The 21,485-nt window shown below is 62.3% G+C and carries 16 protein-coding genes; 8 read left to right on the top strand and 8 right to left on the bottom strand.

Annotation, left to right across the window (positions count from 1 at the left end):
- Positions 1-150 precede the first annotated feature (150 nt).
- From P3T24_RS36315 to P3T24_RS36330, 4 genes are all read left to right on the top strand, one after another.
- On the top strand, positions 151-1,530 hold the full coding sequence (locus P3T24_RS36315; protein ID WP_429286140.1) for an aspartate aminotransferase family protein: 1,380 nt from the start codon (positions 151-153) through the stop codon (positions 1,528-1,530).
- Between the two features lie 183 nt (positions 1,531-1,713).
- Positions 1,714-2,196 carry an Lrp/AsnC family transcriptional regulator gene (locus tag P3T24_RS36320; RefSeq protein WP_074266378.1) on the top strand — a complete coding sequence of 161 codons (483 nt, stop codon included), beginning with the start codon at positions 1,714-1,716 and terminating at the stop codon, positions 2,194-2,196.
- An 82-nt stretch (positions 2,197-2,278) separates the two neighbouring features.
- Positions 2,279-3,760: an NAD-dependent succinate-semialdehyde dehydrogenase gene (locus P3T24_RS36325; RefSeq protein ID WP_429441600.1), complete on the top strand. Its 1,482-nt coding sequence runs from the start codon at positions 2,279-2,281 to the stop codon at positions 3,758-3,760.
- 43 nt (positions 3,761-3,803) lie between these two features.
- Positions 3,804-4,781 (top strand): M14 family metallopeptidase, encoded by a 978-nt coding sequence (locus P3T24_RS36330; protein WP_429441602.1) that lies wholly within the window; start codon positions 3,804-3,806, stop codon positions 4,779-4,781.
- Positions 4,782-4,850: 69 nt separating this feature from the next.
- Here P3T24_RS36330 and P3T24_RS36335 read toward each other — a convergent pair whose 3' ends face one another.
- The 7 genes from P3T24_RS36335 to P3T24_RS36365 all read right to left on the bottom strand — a co-directional run bounded on the left by P3T24_RS36335 (position 4,851) and on the right by P3T24_RS36365 (position 14,836).
- The gene (locus tag P3T24_RS36335; protein ID WP_429286143.1) at positions 4,851-5,234 is read right to left on the bottom strand and encodes a cupin domain-containing protein; all 384 of its coding nucleotides are present in this window, start codon (positions 5,232-5,234) and stop codon (positions 4,851-4,853) included.
- Between the two features lie 34 nt (positions 5,235-5,268).
- Positions 5,269-7,263 (bottom strand): hydantoinase B/oxoprolinase family protein, encoded by a 1,995-nt coding sequence (locus tag P3T24_RS36340; protein WP_429441604.1) that lies wholly within the window; start codon positions 7,261-7,263, stop codon positions 5,269-5,271.
- 13 nt (positions 7,264-7,276) lie between these two features.
- Entirely contained in the window at positions 7,277-9,343 is a 2,067-nt protein-coding gene (locus tag P3T24_RS36345) for a hydantoinase/oxoprolinase family protein (RefSeq protein ID WP_429441606.1), read from the bottom strand.
- A gap of 13 nt (positions 9,344-9,356) precedes the next feature.
- A complete protein-coding gene (locus P3T24_RS36350; RefSeq protein ID WP_429408508.1) occupies positions 9,357-11,222 on the bottom strand; it encodes an ABC transporter ATP-binding protein in 1,866 nt (621 codons plus the stop codon).
- Between the two features lies 1 nt (position 11,223).
- Complete coding sequence (locus tag P3T24_RS36355) at positions 11,224-12,135, bottom strand: ABC transporter permease (protein WP_429408510.1); 912 nt, start codon at positions 12,133-12,135, stop codon at positions 11,224-11,226.
- A gap of 74 nt (positions 12,136-12,209) precedes the next feature.
- On the bottom strand, positions 12,210-13,163 hold the full coding sequence (locus P3T24_RS36360) for an ABC transporter permease (protein WP_429286147.1): 954 nt from the start codon (positions 13,161-13,163) through the stop codon (positions 12,210-12,212).
- Between the two features lie 95 nt (positions 13,164-13,258).
- Positions 13,259-14,836 carry an ABC transporter substrate-binding protein gene (locus tag P3T24_RS36365; RefSeq protein WP_074266386.1) on the bottom strand — a complete coding sequence of 526 codons (1,578 nt, stop codon included), beginning with the start codon at positions 14,834-14,836 and terminating at the stop codon, positions 13,259-13,261.
- 357 nt (positions 14,837-15,193) lie between these two features.
- Between P3T24_RS36365 and P3T24_RS36370 the strand changes: the two genes are divergently transcribed.
- Positions 15,194-15,319: a hypothetical protein gene (locus P3T24_RS36370; protein ID WP_429441608.1), complete on the top strand. Its 126-nt coding sequence runs from the start codon at positions 15,194-15,196 to the stop codon at positions 15,317-15,319.
- Here P3T24_RS36370 and P3T24_RS36375 read toward each other — a convergent pair.
- Positions 15,316-16,464: a porin gene (locus P3T24_RS36375; RefSeq protein ID WP_074266387.1), complete on the bottom strand. Its 1,149-nt coding sequence runs from the start codon at positions 16,462-16,464 to the stop codon at positions 15,316-15,318. The two genes, P3T24_RS36370 and P3T24_RS36375, sit on opposite strands and share 4 nt — an antisense overlap.
- Before the next feature lie 849 nt (positions 16,465-17,313).
- On the opposite strand from P3T24_RS36375, the gene P3T24_RS36380 reads away from it, so the two are divergent.
- From P3T24_RS36380 to P3T24_RS36390, 3 genes are all read left to right on the top strand, one after another.
- On the top strand, positions 17,314-19,251 hold the full coding sequence (locus P3T24_RS36380; RefSeq protein ID WP_429441610.1) for an FUSC family protein: 1,938 nt from the start codon (positions 17,314-17,316) through the stop codon (positions 19,249-19,251).
- Between the two features lie 251 nt (positions 19,252-19,502).
- Positions 19,503-20,576, top strand: a complete 1,074-nt coding sequence (locus tag P3T24_RS36385; RefSeq protein WP_429408518.1) for a Dyp-type peroxidase — start codon at positions 19,503-19,505, stop codon at positions 20,574-20,576.
- Positions 20,569-21,369 (top strand): family 1 encapsulin nanocompartment shell protein, encoded by an 801-nt coding sequence (locus tag P3T24_RS36390; protein ID WP_429441612.1) that lies wholly within the window; start codon positions 20,569-20,571, stop codon positions 21,367-21,369. The genes P3T24_RS36385 and P3T24_RS36390 overlap by 8 nt, the downstream gene beginning before the upstream one ends.
- The last annotated feature ends 116 nt before the right edge of the window (positions 21,370-21,485 follow it).

Genomic DNA, 21,485 nt, shown 5'->3' on the forward strand with positions numbered 1-21,485 from the left:
CCCACCTTCCAGCAGCGGCGAATCCCAGCGTCTTCGTTGTTTCTGTCCCGCTACCATGGATTGCATGCGGTTCGCGCTCGCGGCACGCGTTGCGCGCACCTTTCCGGCACTCCGTGCATTGCTGCGCGCACAACTCACGCACCCCATACCATGTCCACGTCCTCACTGATCGAATCCGACCGCAAACATCTGATCCACCCGGTTGCCAGCATGCGTGCTCACGAGAAGCGCGGCGTGACCATTCTCGAATCGGGCCGTGGCGCATGGCTGCGCGATAGCGAGGGCAACGAACTGCTCGACGCATTCTCTGGTCTGTGGTGCGTGAATACCGGCTACGGTCACGAGAGCATCGTGCGCGTCGCGACCGAACAGATGACACGCTTGCCCTACGCCACCGGTTATTTCCATTTCGGCTGCGAACCGGCGATCAGGCTTGCTGAACAACTGGTTGAACTGGCGCCCGCCTCGCTGCGTCACGTGTATTTCACGCTGGGCGGCTCGGATGCGGTGGACGCGGCAGTCCGCTACATCACGAACTTCTACAACGCCACCGGCCGGCCGCAGAAAAAGCAGTTCATTGCGCTGGAGCGCGGGTATCACGGTTCGTCGTCGGTGGGTGCGGGGCTGACGGCACTCGGCGTGTTTCACCAGAACTTCGATCTGCCTTTGCCGAACCAGCATTACATTCCTTCGCCGTATCTGTATCGCAGCGAAACGAGCAACGATCCGCAAGCGGTCATCGACGCGTCGGTTGCCGCGCTGCGCGCGAAGGTCGAGTCGCTCGGCGCCGAGCGCGTTGCCGCGTTCTTCTGCGAGCCGATCCAGGGCTCGGGCGGCGTGATCGTGCCGCCGAAAGGCTGGCTCAAGGCGATGCGTGACGCATGCCGCGAACTCGATATCCTGTTCGTCGCCGATGAAGTCATCACCGGCTTCGGCCGCACCGGCCCGTTGTTCGCCTGTGCTGGCGAAGACGTCGAGCCGGATCTGATGACGGTGGCGAAGGGCCTCACCGCGGGCTATGCGCCGATGGGCGCCGTGCTGATGTCCGACGAGGTCTACAACGGCATTGCCGATGGTGCAGGCACCGGTTCGGCCGTGGGCCATGGTCAGACCTATTCGGCGCATCCGGTCAGCGCGGCCATCGGTCTCGAAGTGCTGCGGCTCTATCACGAAGGCGGCCTGCTGGCGAACGGCGTGGCTCAGGCGCCGCGCTTCGAAGCGGGCCTGCGCGACCTGCTCGACCATCCGCTGGTGGGCGACGCCCGCAGCCGCGGCCTGCTCGGCGCGCTCGAACTGGTGTCGGACAAAGCCACCCGGCGCCGCTTCGACCCTGCACTGAACCTGAGCGAGCGGATCGCCACCACCGCCTATCGCAACGGCCTGATCTTCCGCGCCTTCAACGACAACATCCTCGGCTTCGCGCCGGCGCTCTGCTACACGCGCGAGGAATTCGACGTGATGTTCGAACGCCTGCGCAAAACGCTCGATACGGTGCTGGAAGCGCCCGAAGTACGCGCCAGTCTTGCCTGAGGTCGTGCCCGAGGCTTGATCTCGGGCATCGCGCGGCAGCCTCGCGGCGCGGCTGCGTAATGCGTCGAAAGGCTTGCTGCGTACGGGTTTGCCGTGAAATTTTTTCATGACGGAGCGTGCTACGATAGTTCCGTCACCGCGCTTCCATAGGTCATCGCCTCCGTGTCAACCAACGCTAGTTCAATGAAGCTGGACCGCATCGATCTGCGCATCCTGTCCCAGCTCCAAAAGAAGGGCCGTATAACCAACGTCGACCTCGCGGATGCGGTCGGTCTCTCGCCGAGCCCGTGCCTGATTCGCGTGAAGCGTCTCGAGAAGGCCGGGTACATCGCGGGCTACGGCGCACATCTGCAGCTCAACAAGCTCGGTGACATCCAGCTCGTGTTTACCGAAGTGACCTTGCAGGACCATCGGCGCGAAGACTTTGCCAAGTTCGAGGCCAGCATCCGCACCGTGGATGAGATCGCCGAATGCCACCTTGTCAGCGGCGGCTACGACTATCTGCTCAAGTTCGTCACGCGCAGCGTCGTGCATTACCAGAGCGTGATGGAGAATCTGCTGGAACGTAACATCGGCATTGAAAAGTACTTCAGCTACGTCGTGATCAAGTCGCCATTCGTGAAGAACCACTACCCGATTGAAAGCCTGTTTCCGTTGACCGATTGAAGGAATGGGCGCGGCATGATTTTGTGCTGCTTTCCCGGCTTTCTATTTCGTTATCCTGAACTCATTCTTGCAGGCGTTCGCCATGCCACTCACACTCCATCGTCCAGAACTTTCCCGCTCGCACAACTTCATCAATGGCGAGTGGCGCGATGCTATTGATGGCGCACGCTATCCCGTCAGCGATCCGGCTAGCGGAAGCGAATTTACGAGCGTGCCCGACAGCAGCGACGCTGACGCCCAGGCCGCCACCGACGCAGCGCACGCCGCTTTCGATGGCTGGCGCGAGCGTACAGCCCGCGAACGTGCGCAGCTTCTCAAGCGCTGGCATGCCGCGATCGTCGCCAATAGCGAGGACCTCGCGCGCATCATCTCGCGCGAGCAGGGCAAGCCGCTCGCCGAAGCGCGCGGCGAGGTGGCGTATGGCGCGTCGTATGTGGAATGGTTTGCGGAAGAGGCCGTACGCAGCTACGGCGATATGATTCCCGCCTTGATGCCCGGTAAGCGGATGATGGCGATCAAAGAACCGGTCGGCGTGGTCGCCGCCATCACGCCGTGGAATTTCCCACTCGCGATGATCGCCCGCAAGATCGCGCCAGCGCTGGCCGCCGGCTGTACGGTGGTCGCCAAGCCCGCGGAAGACACGCCCCTTACCGCTCTCGCGCTGGCTCGTCTCGCCGAAGAGGCCGGCCTGCCGGCTGGCGTGCTGAACGTCGTGACCGCCTCGCGCGAACACACGCCGGCAGCCGTTTCTAACTGGCTCGCCGATTCACGTGTGCGCAAAATCACGTTCACTGGATCGACGCCCGTCGGCAAGCACCTGGCGCGCGAATCGGCTGATACGCTCAAGAAACTCTCGCTGGAATTGGGTGGCAACGCGCCGTTTATCGTTTTCGACGATGCGGATCTCGACGCCGCAGTCGACGGCCTGATGGCCTCGAAGTTTCGCAACGGTGGCCAGACCTGCGTGTGCCCGAACCGGGTGTATGTGCAAAACGGCATCTACGACGCGTTCGTGCGCAAGCTGGTGGACCGTGTTGCCGCTCTGCGGGTAGGGCCCGCCACGCGCGACGACTCGCAGATCGGCCCGATGATCAATGCCCGTGCGGTCGACAAGATCGAGCGTCACGTGCAGGACGCGCTGGCGCATGGCGCCGTAGTGCTGACGGGCGGCCGTCGCCTGCAAGGTGAAGGGCTGGACGGTCCACACTACTACGCCCCCACGGTAATCGGCGACGCCAACCGCGACATGGCGCTGTTCCGCGAAGAGACCTTCGGCCCGGTTGCACCGCTGTTCCGCTTCGACGCCCACGCCGACGTTCTGCGCGAAGCCAACGACACGCCTTTCGGACTCGCGGCATACTTCTATTCCAACGATGTGCGGCGCATCTGGCGCGTCGCCGGACGGCTCGAAAGCGGCGTGATCGGCATCAACGAGGGCGCCGTCGCGAGCGAGGCGGCGCCGTTCGGCGGCGTGAAGGAGTCGGGCTATGGCCGCGAAGGTTCGCGCTACGGTCTCGACGACTACCAGCACATCAAATACCTTTGCCAGGGCGGCCTTGCCTGAATCCTGGATAAAGGCCCTTTATCGACTGCGAATGGACTCTCACATGACAACCCACTCACCGCAGGACCACGCCTACCCGGTCGACGTCGAATTCCCCGACCTGAGCGGCTATGCCGCAGGCAATACCGGCATTCCGTATGTCTACACGTTCGACAGCGGCCTGCCCGGCTCGCACGTGATGATCAACGCGCTCACGCACGGCAACGAAGTGTGCGGCGCGATCACGGTCAAGGGGCTGCTCGATCTCGGCGTGCGGCCGCGCCGCGGCAAGCTCACACTGGCGTTTTCGAACGTCGAGGCTTATCTGACTTTCGACGCTTCGAAGCCAGATGCATCGCGCTTCGTCGATCAGGATTTCAACCGGGTATGGACCGCGGCGAAACTCGATGACACGAGCACAGATTCGAGCGAGCTGCGCCGTGCACGAGCGTTGCGTCCTGTGATCGATACCGTTGACGCATTGCTCGACCTGCATTCGATGCATGAGCGTAGTGCGCCGCTGATCGTGTCAGGTCCCCTGGAGAAAGGCATCGCGTTGTCCCGCGCACTGGGTGCCCCTGCTACCGTGATCAGTGACGAAGGTCATCCGGAAGGGCGTCGCATGCGCGACTATGCCGACTTCGGCGATCCGCAAAGCACACGCAACGCGCTGCTGGTGGAGTGCGGCCAGCATTGGGAGCCGTCGTCGGTGGTGGTGGCGAAGGACTGTACGGCACGCTTCCTGGTGCTGTCCGGCGTACTCGATGAAGCCGACCTGCCCGCTGACTGGTTCGCGCCGAAGCCGGATGCCATGCGCGTCATTCGTGTCACGGAGCCGGTAGTGGCAAAGAGTATGGACTTCCGCTTTGCGGATGCTTATACCGGTTTGGAGACATTCTCCAAAGCGGGCGCTGTGATCGGCTGGAATGAGGGCGAACCGGTGGTCACGCCTTATGACAATTGCGTGCTGGTGATGCCGTCGTTGCGACAGCTCAGGCCTGGGGTGACGGTGGTACGGTTGGGGCAATTGCTCGACAACTGAGTTTCGCTGTCTATTGCAAGAGGCGTGAAGCGATGCTGCTGACAGCGGCGCCGCTTCGCGCCGCGTCACTCAGATATTCTGCACAAACATATACTGCTTCGTGACTTTCTCGGTCACTTCGAACACGCCGCGAAAACCTTCCGGCACCATCACAGCATCGCCCGGGCCGAACGGTTTGCGTTCGCCTTCATCCGGCACGATCGCGCCAATGCCCGACAGCACGTGGAAAAACTCGAACTGTCCTTCGGGGAAATCGATCCGCCACGCGCCTGCTGTGCCGCTCCAGATGCCGGTGCTGATCTTGCCGTCGCCGCGCTCGAATACGGGCCAATCGCGGCGCTCGGGCTGACCGCGCAACAAACGCTCCGGACTCAGCGAAAGCAGTGTGCCTTCGCCTTGCGGCTCGCCGAAACAAAAACTCTGCACGGAACTAACTGATAAAGACTGCGACATGAATGGGTTCTCTCTTTACGGTAAATCGATTCCGTTAACTCGCGCGACGCAACTCGGGCCACGAAGCACAGAGCTCCGCAAAGATCTGCTCGATCACCTCGGCGCCCGCACCTTGCGTTTCGACACGCGCATCTAGTGCATCGAAAATCCGATGCTTGATGAAATAGCGCCATTGCACAGGCACGCCTGACAAAATATGTGTGAGCGCGGCATAGCGTTCGCGCGTCCACTTCGCTTCGAAAGCTTCACGGTAAGGACCAAACTCGAACGCAGGCACCGGCGTATTGCGCGCCATCGCATGAGCCTGCTCGCGCAACACAGCCGTTTCGGCAGAGTCGATCTCGCCGTCGGCAATCGCCACGGCATAAACCTCGCGCGCTTCCTGTGCCGTGACATAGCCGCGTTGCACGTCTTCGCACACTCGCCGAACGTCGCGATCGATAGGCCTGCCGTATCCTCCTGCTCCCGCACCAATCAGCCGGATCACGTCGCCCGGATTGCAGATCACCAGGTCCGTGTTGCCGAGTTGCTCCGCCTGCGGCATGTCGGGGTTCCTGGTGAACCGCGCGTTCGCGCCGGCATGGCCGCCGCGAACGCCCCATGAGGCAAAGTGCGTGCGGTCGCGGTTGCGAGCAGTGACGAGCGTGTTTGGCGAGAAGACCTTGAATTCCATCACCAGCCCCTGGCCGCCGCGAAATTGTCCTGCGCCACCTGAACCGGGCGCCACGCCGTAACGCGTGATACGGATCGGCACCTCAGCCTCGTTGATCTCCACAGGCGTGTTGCGCAAAAACGCGTTGTTCGCACCAGAGCCGTCTTCGCCATCATCGAACGACATGCCTCCGGCGCCGCCACCAATAGGTCCAATCGACGCCATGACCGTACTGCCGTGCCGGTCCATTGTCTTGACGCTGAGGATCGACAGGCCGCCTGCGGGGCAAGCGGCGAGCCGCTCAGGAATGGCCTGCGAGAAAGCACCGAAGGTCAGCAAATGCAGCAGCTTGCAGGTCAGGCTGCGCATGCCGACCGCCGCCGGCCGCTGCGCATTCACCACCGTGCCTTCAGGCAGCACGCAGCGCGCTACTCTCAGCATGCCGCTGTTCAGCAGGATCTCCGGGTTGAGCGTGTACAGCACATAAACGAAACCGACCAGCGCAAGCGCATGCCGTTCGCGTCCACCGGTCGGGATGTTCAATGACGACTGCAACTGCGGATCGCTACCGGTGTAGTCGAATTCGACGCTGCCGTCGCGGATACGCAGCGTCAACGCGACGCGCATCGGCTTGCCGCGCACCGAGTCTTCGTCGGCGTATTCGGCGAAGAAATACTCGCCATCGGGAATGCCGCGCATGACGGTGCGCGCCTGCTCTTCCGAGTAATCGAGCAACGCCTGCATGCCCGCCTTGAAACCGTCGATGCCGAACCGCTCGATGATCTCCAGCACGCGCCGCTCGCCCGTATGCAGCGACGCCAGTTGCGCATGCAAATCACCGACGTTCTGGTCCGGCACGCGCACATTGGTAGCCATGATGCGCAGCAGCTCTTCGTCGAGCACGCCGCGTCGCACGATCTTGGTGGGCGGAAAGCGGATGCCCTCCTGCTCGATCTCGGTCAGCGTACGCGACAGCGAGGCGGGCACGGCGCCGCCCATATCGGTGTTGTGAATGTGGCCGCCCACGAAGCAGACGATCTCGCCTTCGTAGAACACCGGCTTCCAGAGCACGATATCCGGCGTGTGGGTGGCGACGAAACCGCTGTATGCATCGTTCGTCATGCCGATGTCGCCCGGCTCGTAGTGATCGATCATGCCGATCACCGGGCCGTAATCGAGGCCGACGTACCAGGTCGCGCCAAGCGTCTTTGGTGAAGCGAACGTGTGTCCATCCGGCGTCGTGATCGCGCACGAGAAGTCCTCCGTCTCTTTCACGAAGGTCGAATGTGCGGTGCGTACCAGCGTGTACGCCATGCTTTCCGCCGCAGCGACGCAGTAGTTGGCGAAAATCTGCAGGACTGCCTTGTCGAATTGCATGCCGGGCTCCGGTTCAGTTCGCGCCAACGTAAGTGAGTATCAGATTGCCGTAGGTATCGACGCGTCCCGCGAAACCAGGCAGCACGCAGGTTGTGCAATCGTCCTGCGCGATCACTGCGGGTCCGGCCATGTGCTGGCCGGCTAGCAGTTTGGCGCGGTGAAACAGCGCGGCGTCGTGGAACGCGCCGTCCATCCAGACCTTTACCGAAGCGTCCGGCACCGGCGTCTGCTCACTGGCTTCGATTGGGCGCAAGGCTGGCTTGGGGGTTACTGACGCGATCACGAGGCGCAGCGCCACGATCTGAATCTTTGCTTTCAGATCGCTGTGGCCATAGAGTCGCGCGTGCTCGCGGTGGAATGCTTCGCTGAGCGCGTCAATGTTTCGCTCCTGCAGCCATGCCAGTTCAAGGGGTGTGTCGATTTCGAACGATTGGCCCTTGTAGCGCATATCCGCCGAGACCGTGATGCGCGCGGGGCGATCGTCGCTCTTATCGCTGGGAGACGCAGTTTCACCGGCCATCCAGCTTCGCGCCGCCGTTTCGAGCGCATGTGCATCGTCGCGCAGGGCCTCAAGCGCCGCAGCATCGAGATCGTAGTAGGTGGTCTTGACGAAGTCGTTCTTGGTGTCCGCAATCAAACCGCCCAGCGCACTGAGCACGCCCGGCGTGGTCGGCACAACAACCTGCTCCATGCCGAGTGCCCGCGCGAAGTAGCACGCGAGCATCGGCCCGGCACCGCCGAACGGCAGCAGCGAAAACGTGCGCGGATCGATGCCGAAGCGCGAGACGATCCGGCTCACGCCCGCATACATGCCGGACACCGACACGTTGACGATCGCTTCCGCGGTCCGGTAAATATCGGAGCCAAGCCGCTGCGCCAGCACTTCGACCGCGCGGCAGGCCGCATCGTGATCGACCTTCACCGAGTTGTAGCCGAGGCTCGCGTTGCCGATCACGCCCATCACGGCGAAGGCATCGGTGATCGTCGCGCGCGTGCCGCCCCGGCCGTAGCACACCGGCCCGGGGTTCGACCCAGCACTCTCCGGCCCGACCTTGAGCACGCCGAAATCGTCGACCCACGCAATCGAGCCACCGCCGTCGCCAATCGAAGATACCGAGACCGACGGAATATGAATCTGGAAGTCGCCGATATATTCGCCGGTTGCGTATTGCGGCTCGCCGTCGATGATCAGCGCCACGTCAGCCGTCGTGCCGCCGATGTCCAGGCTCATGCAATGCTGCAGGCCGCACAGCTGTGCAACATACGCCGCACCGATCACGCCGGACGCCGTACCGGAGAGAATCATCTGCACGCAATTGGTCTTGCCGGTTTCGGCGCTCATCACGCCGCCATTCGACTTGGTGACCTTCATGTCCGCCGCGATGCCGGTTTCGCGTAGCGCGCGCTGCAACGACGACAGATAGTGCGACACCTTCGGCTGCACATAGCCGCCAATCACCGCCGTCGAGGTGCGTTCGTATTCGCGGATGATTGGCCATACATCGGAGGAACATGAAACGAAGAGATCCGGCATGGCCCGCTCGAGGATGGCCTTAACCTCGTGCTCATGAGCCGGATTGCGATACGAATGCAGCAGCGATATCACCACGCCTTCGCAACCGGCACGGCGCAGCTTGTCGAGTGCATCGAGCACGCTCGCCTCATCCACGGGTGTCTCGACCGTGCCGTCCGCGGTCAGCCGCTCCACGATGCCGAAGACACGCTCGCGCGGCACCAGCGGCGCGGGGCGCTTCGACATCAGGTTATACATATCGGGGCCCTTGAGCCGCGCGATATCGAGTACGTCTTCGAAGTGACGTGTCGTAATCAGGCCGAGCGTCAAACCCTTGCGTTGTACGACGGCGTTGACGCCCACCGTCGTCCCATGCGTGAAATACGCCACTTCATGCGGATCGATGCCGTAGCGTTCGGCCAGCCCTTCCATACCGCGTAAAACTTCGGCGCCAGGGCTATCGGGACGGGAAAACACTTTCAGCGTTTTCAGCTCGCCTGTTTCATCATTCAGTACTGCAAAGTCCGCGAACGAGCCACCGATATCAACACCGATTCTTAGAGCCATGACGTTCTTCCCGTTATACAACGGTACCTTCTCGCACCATTGCGGCCTGCAAGGTCGTCAGATCGAGCTCCGTGCGATGACACAGCACTTCGGCACCGTTCGACAGTTGCCGGCGCGCCGGTGCCGTGGTGTTGCACAAGCCGTCGACGCGCAACGGACAGCGCCCGAGAAACGTACACAGTTCCGAATGCGCCGCGCTGGGTCCAATAGGCGGCAATTCGCTGTGACAGCGAATGGTGGCCTCATCGAGCCAGCCCGTGCGCAACTCCGGAGCCGATGAAATCAGCAGATCGGCATACGGATGAAACGGCGGCGCGCACAGTGCCGCGCGATCGCCCGCTTCGACGCGATGTCCCGAGTACAGCACGACGATATCGTCGCTGATCGCGCGCATCTTGCCGATGTCGTGGGTAATGAACAGATACGACACACCCAGCTTGCGTTGCAGGTCGGCGAGCAGATCGAGAATCGCCGCGCCTACCACGGTGTCAAGTGCGGACGTTACCTCGTCGCACAGAATCAGATCAGGCTCGGCCGCAAGCGCTCGTGCCAGATTGATCCGCTGCTTCTGGCCGCCCGACAGCTCGCCCGAACGGCGCGTCGCAAGCGCTGCGGGCAGTCGCACCAGATCGAGCAGTTCGGCGACACGCCGCCGGGCACGCTCGCCCTTCATGCCGTGATAGAACGCAAGCGGCCGGGACAAAATCCGTTCCACCGTATGCACCGGATTCAACGCCGTATCCGCGTTCTGGAACACGATCTGGATGCGCCTGAACTGCTCCTTGCTGCGCTGATCCAGCCGCTTGGGCATCGGCTCGCCGTCGAGCAGCAGCGAACCGCCCGCTACCGGCACCAGCCCTGCAATTACTTTGGCAAGCGTAGTCTTGCCGGACCCGGACTCGCCGATCACGCCGACCGTCTTGCCGCGATGGATCACCAGATCCACGTCGTCGAGAATACGTGCCGCCGGATAACCCTTTGCATCGGTCTTGCCGTAGCCTGCGACAAGCCGCTTCACCTCCAGCAACGGACGCTCGTCGGCTCCGGCCGCGGCACGTCCTTCCGGACGTGCGCCGCGCGGCGTCGGCATGACCGCCGCGATCAGACTCTGTGTGTACGCATGCGCGGGAGCATTGAGAATCTGCGCCGTGCTGCCCACCTCGCGAATCTCGCCATCGCTGAGCACGACGATGCGATCGGCCATCTGCGCGACCACCGCCAGATCGTGCGACACGTACACGGCCGTCGTTCCGAGTTCCTTCACGACCCGCTTGAACGCCTGCAGCACATCGATCTGCGTGGTGACATCGAGCGCGGTGGTTGGCTCATCGAGAATCACCAGTTCGGGATCCGTAATAAGCGCCATCGCCGCCAGCAGTCGCTGCAACTGGCCGCCCGATACCTGGTGCGGATAGCGCTTGCCGATCCGCTCCGGATCCGGCAACGCCAGCGCGCGGAACAATTCGATCGCTTTTGCCTGGGCAGCCGCCTTGCTCATGGTCCGATGAATCAGCGCGCTTTCGATCACCTGATCGAGAATCGTACGCGCCGGGTTGAACGCCGCCGCTGCACTTTGCGCAATATAGGCAACCTTGCGACCGCGCAGCGAAGCCAGCGCGTTGGGTGACAGCGAGCGCACATCTGCGTCGCCAACGCGGATAGAGCCGCCCGCAATACGGCAGCCGGTACGCGCGTGACCCATCAGCGAAAGTGCAATCGTCGTCTTGCCCGAGCCGGATTCGCCGATCAGCGCGAGCACCTCGCCGCGTGCGACCGTAAAGTCGATGTCGTGGACGATGGTCGTTTCGGGCCGCCCTTCACTGCTGCCCACCACGCGCAGTCCGCGCACTTCAACCAGGTTGTCGGTTGTCGTATTCATCTCAGCGAGCCTCCGCGGCACGGCGCAAACGCAGACGCTTGCCACGCCCAGGCAGCCCGTCGATCAGCAGATTGACGCCGACCGTCAGGATCGCAATGGCAATAGCCGGCATTAGCACCACCGGCGCACCGTCACCGAGACCGGCGATGTTTTCCCGCACCAGCGAGCCGAGATCCGCATACGGTGGCTGCACGCCCAGCCCAAGGAAGCTCAGGCTGCTCAGCAATAGCACCACGAACACGAAACGCAGGCCGAGGTCGGCCAGCATCGGATGAATCATGTTCGGCAGGATTTCCACGCAGCAGATGTAGATTGCGTTCTCGCCACGCACCTTGGCTACCTGCACGTATTCGAGCGCGCTGATATTCACAGCCAGCGAGCGCGCAATGCGATAAGCGCCAGGCGTATAGCTGATGCCTGCTGTGATGACCAGCAACGTGAGCGACGAACCGAACGCGGCCACGATCATCAGCGCGAACATCTTGGTGGGAATCGAGCTCACTGCGTCGAGTATGCGGCTCATGGTCTCGTCCACGGCGCGGCCGGCGACGGCTGCCAGCAAACCGAGACCGGTTCCGCACAGCGCGGCGAACAGCGCCGCGGCCAACGCCAGCAGCACTGTCAAACGCGTGCCGTACATAATGCGGCTCAGCATGTCGCGACCCAGGTAGTCGGAGCCGAGCGGCAAGTGAGCGCTGAACGGCGCGAACACATCTTGCGTGACGATCGCGCCCACCGGATACGGTGCGAGAATCGGCCCGAAAATCGCCACGAATAGCGCAAGCGCCACCATGAAAGCGCCGATCCAGCCGCTCAACGACAGCGACGGCAAGCGGCGCGCGGCACGCCTGACCGGTGGCGTCGGCGCAGCGCCACCACCGCCGGACGGCGCGGGTGAATGAGGAGCGGGCATGGCGGAACTCCTAAGGAGCGCCCCTTCAGCAGGCGTCGGCGAACGGGGATCGACGGGGGACGATTGAGGAATGTTCATGTCCGCAGCCTCGGGTTGGAAACGATCGCGCACAGGTCCGCGAGCAGCACCAGAATCAGATAGCCGAGGCAGAAGATCAGCGTGCAGGCCTGCACCAGCGGCATGTCGCGGTTGCTGACCGCATCGACCATCAGACGCGCGAGGCCCGGATAGTTGTAGATCGTCTCGACGACAATCACCCCGCCCAGCAGATACGACAGACTTAACGCCACCGCATTGGCAATCGGGCCAATCGCGTTAGGCAGCGCATGCAGCAGCACCACACGCGCCGGACGCGCTCCCTTGAGAATCGCCATCTCGACGTACGAGGAGCCGAGCTGCTCGATCACAGCCGCTCGTGTCATGCGCGCCATCTGCGCGATGATCACGCAGCACAGCGTGATAACCGGCATCGCATAGGCCCGCATGAAATGTTCGAAACTGTCGATCTCGCCGCTGTACGACAGCGCGGACAACCAATGCAGCTTCACCGCGAACACCAGCACCGCGAACGTCGCGATCAGAAATTCCGGCGTCGCCACCAGCGCCAGCGTGCTGAGACTGATCATGCGATCGAGCAGCGAGCCGCGCTTCACGGCGGCGAGGATGCCCATCGAGATCGCAATCGGCACCGAGACGAGCGTCGTGATTGCAGCCAGCTCGAGCGACTTCGGCAGACGGCCGGCAATCATCTCGCTGACCGGCAGACTGGCGGAGAGCGACATGCCGAAGTCACCGCGCACGAGGCCCGCAAGCCAATGCAGATAACGCAGGTAGGCCGGCTGATCGAGGCCAAACTGCAGCCGCAATGCCGCAATCGTCTCCGGCGTCGCCGCCTGGCCGAGCGCCTCTTGTGCGGCGTCGCCCGGCAGCAGGTTGGTAATCGTGAAGATGATCATCGACACGATCAGCAGAATCAGCAGCGTCAGCGCAATGCGCTTAACGATCAGCGCTGCAATGGTCTGGTTCATCGCACGGGCCTCCTACGAGGATTGCAGAGACCGGTGGCGCAACGCAACGTCGCGCCGTTGCGCCACCGGCGAGCCGGTCAGGAGGGTCTGCCAGGTCAGGCTTCCCACCAGACGTTCTCGGCAAACGAGAAGCCCATCATGCCGCCGGTCGGAATCGAACCGAGGCCTTTGAGGCGCTTGTCGTAACCGTCGAGCAGACTGATAAACGAAGGAATGCCGATGCCGCCCTGGTTGCTGACGATGGTCTGCATGTCAGCGTACATCTGCTTGCGCTTGGCGTCGTCGGTTTCTGCACGCGCCGTAATCAGCAACTGGTCGAACTGGGGATTCTTCCAGCCGGACTCGTTCCACGGTGCATCCGATTTGAAGAATTGCGTGAACAGCACGTCGGCGCTCGGACGCGGATTGATACTGCCGAAGCCAAGCGGATGCTTCATCCAGTGATTCGACCAGTAGCCATCGGCGGGAACGCGGTTGACCGCCAGGTTGACGCCGATCTTCTGCGCCGTCAGCTGCATCATCTCGGCCATTTCGATCGAACCGTTGGCGTCCGACGTCGCGTAGATCGGCGGCAGCGTCAAGCCGACGGCGCCGGCTTTCTGCAGATGGAACTTGGCCTTGTCCGGATCGTACGGACGCTGCGGCAGGCCGGCGAAGTAATAGCGGTGACCGGGAGGAATCGGCTGATCGTTACCGATTACCGCATAGCCGCGAAACACCGCCGTGCGGATCTGCTCGCGGTCGAACAGATACTTCATGCCTTCCACGAAGTCCGGGTTGCCGGTGATCGTGTTGTCGCGCCGCATGATTAGGTCGGTATAGAGACCCGACTTGGTCTCCTTGATCGCGTAGCCCGGCGTCGACGCTACGCGCTGCGTTGCGCGCGGATCGACGGCGCTGATCAGATGGACATCCCCCGAGAGCAGCGCGTTCACGCGCGCCGCGTCGTCACCGATACCGATCAGCTCCACCTCGTCGAGGTAGGGTTTGCCCGGGCGCCAGTAGCTGTCGTTGCGCGTGCCGACCGTCGTGACACCTGGCTTGAACGTCTTCAGCTTGTACGGGCCGGTGCCCACGGCGGTCGAGAAATCGGTGGTGCCGTCCTTGACGATGACGAGTTGCGGCGTGGCGAGAATTGCCGGCAGGTCCGCGTTCGGCACGGTCAACGTGATCTGCACTTCATCCGGGCCGCTTGCCTTGACCTCGTCGAACTGATCCGCGACCGACTTCACCTTCGAGGCCGTCGCCGGATTCTTGTGGCGCATCAGCGAGTACACCACGTCGGCGGGCGCCAGCGCCTTGCCGTCATGAAAGGTCACGCCCTTGCGCAGCTTGATGGTCCAGACCTTCGCGTCGCTGCTGGTGAACGACTCGGCCAGCGCCGGCTGCGGCGTCAGGCTGCTGTCGAACTGCGTGAGTCCGCTATAGAACATGAAGAAGCGGATGTAGTCGGCGCCAGCCGAGCCCTTGGCCGGATCCAGCGTGTCGGCGGTCGAACTGGAGTCGTAGGCAGCCCGAATCTTGCCACCCTTCTTCGGCGTGTCGGCAGCAAAGGCGCTGGTCGCGCCCGCCAGCAAACCACTGGCCCCCGTCGCGAGCATGCCACCCGCAGCCAATACTCGCATCATGTCGCGGCGGCTGAAACCGGCTCGTTTGATTTCGTCGTCGTTCATGGAATCTACTCCTAGGACCAAGGATGAATGAATCCGGGTTGTGTAACGTGGCTTGCCCGTCATTTCGAGGAACGTTGCGGGTTGAGTGAATTTAAGCACCGCAAAATTAACGGAATGTCCTGATTCGGCATCGCGCGCAAGCGAAACGAATCGTTTTGATAGCGCTTCACAGCATGAATTGCTGCGAACGTGGAGGCAGGCGGCTCACAGCCCGCCGGGACGGGCTGTACGGCGAGCGTAAGGAGATCTGGTAAGGGTTTGCCAGACCCAGGCGGCGCATTCTGGTGCTCGAGGCGCCGCCTGGGACGTGCTTTGCGGCCCACAAACAGCGCAATTAAGCGTTCGCCGGAGTGGCACGTGGCACTTTATGCTGCGGACGAAAAAAAGCTCATCGTGAATCTTCAGATGCACGATGAGCCTGCCAAGGACATCACGTCACGCCGATCGCGTCACATCATGCCGCGTGGTGGAGCAAAAATTTAGAACTGGTGGCGGATGGCGACACGAACCACGGTCTGGCTCGAGCTCGACGACGGTGCGTCGGTACCGAGCACGAAGCCGTCGTCCAGCACCGAGTTCGTCTTGTCGCCGGTCACGTCCTGGTACACGCCCTGGATGTAGACGTCGGTGCGCTTCGAGAGGTTGTAGTCGGCCATCAGACCGACCGTTTGGATCTTCGGCTTGACGTTGCCGGTCGAGGCATCGAAGTTCTCGATTGTGTAGACGTACTCCGCGCCGACATAGAACGCCGGGCTGATCTGATACTTGCCATTCACTTCGAGGTTCTGGAACTTCAGCGTGTTCAGCGTCGAGCCGATGACGAGCGGGGCCGTTGTGCTGATGTAGCCGTTTGCCGTCGGGTTCTTGTAGTTCGAGTTGGAGTATGCAAAGCCCACCGTCGCCGGGCCGAACGTGTAGTTGATGCCGGCGCCCCAGACGCGCATACGCTCGGCAATGAAGCTCGCGTCGTTGGTGGTGATCGCGCCGCCAGTGGTCCCGCCAGGATTGTCCGCTTGCATATACGCGGCAGCTACCAGCAGGCCGCCGTTGGTGTATTGACCGCCGAAGCTGTACGCGCGATCGTTCGCGAAGCCGGTATCGTTACTAAAAGCGTACGCGCCGCCGAACTGGAAGCCACCAATGTTCGGGCTCGCGTACTTCACGGCATTGTCCAGACGGAACGAGTTGTCGCTATTGTCGTTGTCGTACGGGTGGGCAAACAGATAGCCGGCCCAGTTGCCGTTGGCGGTGGTTTGCGCGAAGTAATCGACCACAGAGTCGTACTGGCGGCCGAACGTGACCGTACCGTACGTGTTGCTTGCCAGACCAACGTATGCCTGACGTCCGAACAGACGGCCGCCCTCAGCGAGCGCGCCGTTACTTGCGTTGAAGCCGTTTTCCAACTGGAAGATGGCCTTCATGCCGCCGCCCAGATCTTCCGAACCCTTGAAACCCCAACGGCTGCCCTCTGCATAGCCGCTCGCCATCTCGAACTCGCGGCCACCGCCGACGTTGCTCGTGTAGTTAATGCCCTGGTCGATCACGCCATACAACGTGACGCTGCTTTGGGCAAATACGGGGGCGGCACATGCGGCTAATACAGCCAATGCAATGAACTGCTTTCTCATTACGATCTCCGGGTTCTTGGATATATAAACGACGCGCTTTTTTCGAACTGCCATGCAGGGTTCAATGGCAAACTTCGTTGATGGTTGCGGTTCATAAACACGCAACGGGACGGATGCTTGCACGCTCGTGGCGGGTCGTCCATCGAGATTGAGACGGAAGCGAAAAAGCGTTGTGTAATACCAACCTGGAGAGATGCAATGCTCAGCATTGACTTCGCGCAGCCCCCTTAAATGAAGTCATTTCCGCGCTTTGCCACCCTCGTTGAAAGCTCGACGTTTTGTACTGCGATACGCTGCCTTATCGCTTGCGCAGCGCACCAAATTTCACGCCTCCAAAGAACGAACCTGGTGTGAAATTTGAACCGGCTTATTTGATTAGGATCACAGATTAAACAGACAACTGATATTCCAGACTTTCGGTTTTTCGATTTGAAGGGAGGGCGCATCGCATCGCCATGGATCGCCGGATCTGAGCTTTGCATTTTGCGTTTTGCGTTTCCCGTGCCGCGCCGCGCTGTCGAAAAGCCGGCGCTGTCTCAGGTTCTGTAAACGCGCCAAAGCTTTCAACCAGCCTTCATAAAAAATAGCGAATTCATGTTGCTTTTCTGGACGCAGCTAATTTTGACCAGATATCATCCGGGAAAACCCGAACATGCCACCGCTACGCAGATGCCGTTTCCTGCGACCGATGTGGTCATGCGCGGGTGATGTAGTCCGTCGTCGAGCGGGCTGTGAGCCGGTGATCCCGGCTCACAGCCCAGGTCGGCGGCCTGAAGCTGGCGGTTCCATCCGCCCTGTCGCAGTCGGCCACAAGCCGGTCTCGGCCTCCTAGCCTGGATATCATCGATCATGATTGCTGTCGCGTTTTCACGCGTCGCCGGCCGCCTGCTGGTTGCGGACCCGGGACTCGTACGCCTCCACACTGCCTTGCGCGCCGCGCTTGCCTGCCTCCTGAGCGGCATCGCCTGCGTCGCATGGACGGCCGGTCATCACCAGCCCGTCACCCTTGCTGCCCTCGGCGTCCTGTTCAGCATGATCGCGCCGCTGTTCGTGCGCGACGCGCGCCGCAGCGCGTGGTTCGTCACCCTGTTCTACCTCTATCTGTGCGGCTGCGTGATCTTCGCCGTCGCCGCCGCGTTGAGCCGCTATCCGCTCGCGGGCGATGCCGGCTTTCTGCTTGTCATGTTCGCCGGCATGCTCTGCCAGGCTTGCGGTCCGCGAGCGCTTGGCTGCGCGATGATCGGTGTGGTTACGTTCTATCTTGGGCTGTATCTGCATCCTTCGGCCGCCCAGGTTGCGCAGACCATTGCGTTGTCGACGGTCGGCCCTGCGATGGTGGCGCTCGTCGGACGACTGATCGTACCGATACACGCCGAGCGGACCTTGCGTCTGGCGGTGCATACCGTCACGCTGCGCGCCGAACGCGTGTTGGCTGCCACGCGCACTGCGCAGATGCCTGGCGTCGCCAGCGCCGCGCGCGTCTCCGAACTGAATGAGGCCGCGCTCGCGCTGGAAGAACAACTTGCACTGCTGAACCCTCCTGACGCCGCTACGCTGCGCGAACGGCTCGTCGAACTCGAGGTGGCGGCGGGACAGAACGCATTCGGCTCGGCATCGGAAGAGGCGGACACCAATCCGCTACGCAGGGCCGTCGAACGGCTCAGGCAAGCCGCGCGGCCGCGGCGCGTCTCGCAGACGTCGCCTGCAGCACGCGGCAAAAAGACCACCGCCGAGTGGATCGGCGAGATCCGTTCGAAGCTCGCCTGGCTGCCGGCGGCACGTGCCACCACTGCGGCGTTGCTCGCCATGGTGATCGGCCACTCGCTCTCGCCGGAGCGCTGGTTCTGGGCGGTCATCACCACCTTCGTCGTGTTCCTCGGCACCCGCTCGCGTGCCGATACCGTCTATCGTGGCGCACAACGGCTGGCCGGGACGCTCGCAGGCGCACTCGCCAGCATGCTGCTGGCAACCTCGCTGCACGGGGAGCCGCTGCTGATGGCCGTGGCCATGGTGCTGTGCGTGTTCGGCTGGGCGTACTACATCCTGAATGCGTATACGCCGGGCGTGTTCTTTATCACGGTGCTGGTCGGCCTCGTCTATGGACAACTGGGCTTTGCGATGGGGCCGTTGGTCGAGTTGCGCATCGAGGAAGTGATGGTGGGCTGCGTCGTATCGTTTGCCGTCGCCATTCTGATGATGCCGCTCGCAGCGACGCGCCATGTCGAGACGCGAATCGCCGCCGTACTCGCGGCACTCCGGCAGGTGGTGCGGCTTGCTACACAACCCGATGCGCGACAACCGGACGGCACCGCGGCAAGCGCCGCAATGCGCACGCTGGACCGAAGCTGGCATGACCTGCGCGTTGCATTGCGACCGTTGCAAACCCAACGGGTGTTCGTGTGGAACCCGGGCGTCGAACTCGCTACGGGGTCCATGCTCAGTTGCCTGCACTGGGCCCGCGTGTTGAGCCGGCCCGAAGAAGCCGCGCTTGTGCCCGGGCATGTTGGGCAAGCGGTATCGAACGATGCCGGCGTGGCGTACGCCGCGTCAATCCTCACGCGACTCGACGCGATGATTGCGCGTTATCACGGCTCCCCCGCTTCGCCAGCAACTGGCGAGCGGCTCGAAGCCACCGCACGTGCGTTGGAGATGGCCATTGATCGAGGCCATGCACAGACCTTGGCGCAACTGGACGGTGCCGTGGCGCAACTCGCCGACCGGCTTGCTCATCCAAATGCCAGCATGCAGAAGCGCCTGAACTGGGCGTTGCGAGCCAGGAGCGCCTAGTACGCAGTTCGCGCTGCGCGCGGTGGGCCGGTAGCGTTATCGGTCCACCCTGTTCGTCTCAAACGGCCGGATAAACGGCGCGAATTGATACGTTCGGCCTTCCCGCTGCACCTCCTTCCGACGCACAAAACCCCGCACCCTGCTACCCTTGGCGTTCCGCAACGCCTCGGGTGATATATCCTGTGGCCCTGCGTCTCCCTTTGCTACCCCGACCAACCTTGTCTGACCTGTCAGCCTGAAAGGCCGAAGCGATGTCCGATACCCCGATCCCTGCTGCTGTTACGCACGAACCACAAGCGGTGTCCGTGCAGGTCACTCCCAGTGCAATCTTCATTGTTGCGACCATCAACTCCGACCCCGCCAGTCGTGAAACCGTGCGAGCCTGGTGTGCCGATATTGCCGCGCTGGTGCGCTCGGTCGGCAAGCGTGTACCGGCCGGCGGGCTGTCCTGTGTCTGCGGCTTCGGCTCAGAGGCTTGGGATGCGCTGTTCGGCGCGCCGCGCCCAGCCGGCCTGCATCCGTTCCGCGAATTCGGCTCCGGCGAGCGGCTCGCGGTGGCGACGCCCGGCGATATCCTGCTGCACATCCGTGCCAACCAGATGGACCTGTGCTTTGAGCTGGCTACGCAACTGATGGGCCGGCTCAGCGGCGCCGTGACCACGGTCGATGAAATCCACGGTTTTCGTAACTTCGATCAGCGCGCCATGATTGGCTTCGTGGACGGCACCGAGAATCCGACCGGTAACGAAGCTGTCACGTTCACGGTGGTCGGCGAGGAAGATCCCGAGTTTGCCGGCGGCAGCTACGTGCTCACGCAGAAGTATCTGCATGACATGACCGGCTGGAATGGGCTGTCGGTCGAGACGCAGGAGCGCATCATTGGGCGCACCAAACTCTCCGACATCGAACTGGACGAGGCGGTGAAGCCCACCAACTCGCACAGTTCGCTCACGACGATCGACGACAACGGCGAAGAGGTCAAAATCCTGCGCGACAACATGCCGTTCGGCCGACCGGGCTTCGGCGAGTTCGGCACGTACTTTATCGGCTATGCGCGCTCGCCTGCGCCGATCGAACAGATGCTCGAAAATATGTTCGTCGGCCGGCCGCCTGGCAACTATGACCGGCTGCTCGACTACAGCCGCGCGGTCACGGGTGGCCTGTTCTTTGTGCCTTCGGCTCCCCTGCTTGAAGCGCTGGCCGAGCGCGATCCGGCCGCAGTAGCGACACCCGTCAATGAACCCGAATCCCCGCCGTCTGCCGAACCGCTCAGCGATGGTTCGCTGAACATCGGCTCTCTCAAAGGAGCACCTCAACATGAATAATCTGCATCGCGAACTCGCGCCTATATCCGCGGCCGCCTGGTCGGAGATCGAGGAAGAAGTCGCACGGACCTTCAGACGTTCTGTGGCGGGTCGCCGTGTGGTCGATGTGAAAGGACCTGGTGGACCGAGTCTGTCTGCCGTTGGCACGGGTCATCAGTCCACCATTGCGCCGCCGCAGCTTGGTATCAGTGCGCGGCAGCGCGAAGTGAAAGCGCTAGTGGAATTGCGCGTGCCGTTCGAATTGACGCGCGACGCGATCGACGATGTGGAGCGCGGCGCGGAAGACTCGGACTGGCAGCCGGCGAAAGATGCCGCGCAACAACTCGCCTATGCCGAGGACCGTGCGATTTTCGACGGTTATAAGGCGGCGAATATTGTCGGCATTCGCGAGGGCTCGTCGAATCCCAAGCTGAGTCTGCCGGCGGATTTGAGCGATTACCCGGCGGTGATCGCGAAGGCGCTCGAGCAATTGCGTCTTGCCGGGGTCGACGGGCCGTATTCGGTTTTGCTGGGCGCGGATGCGTATACGGCTGTTAGCGAGGCGAGTGACCAAGGGTATCCGGTGCTCGCGCATCTCAAGCGACTGGTGAATACCGAGATTATCTGGGCGCCAGCTATCGATGGTGGGAGCGTGCTTTCCACACGTGGTGGCGACTTCGATCTGCATATTGGGCAGGATTTGTCGATTGGGTATCTCAGCCATACGGATCAGGTGGTGAGGCTGTATCTGCAGGAGACGTTGACGTTTTTGATGCTGACGAGTGAGGCTTCGGTGGCGGTGTTGCCGGAGTGAGGGTGCTGCGGAGGCGCCGCAGGGGGTGTCCCGAATTTTGTGTAAACGGGTTGGTGTTTAACGCTGCACCAGCCGTTCTTCGAACTGGATGGTGAAGCGGTTCAGAGCTGCTTTCC

Origin of the sequence: Paraburkholderia sp. GAS33 (assembly GCF_050436645.1) — a bacterium.
GTDB lineage: Bacteria > Pseudomonadota > Gammaproteobacteria > Burkholderiales > Burkholderiaceae > Paraburkholderia > Paraburkholderia phenazinium_B.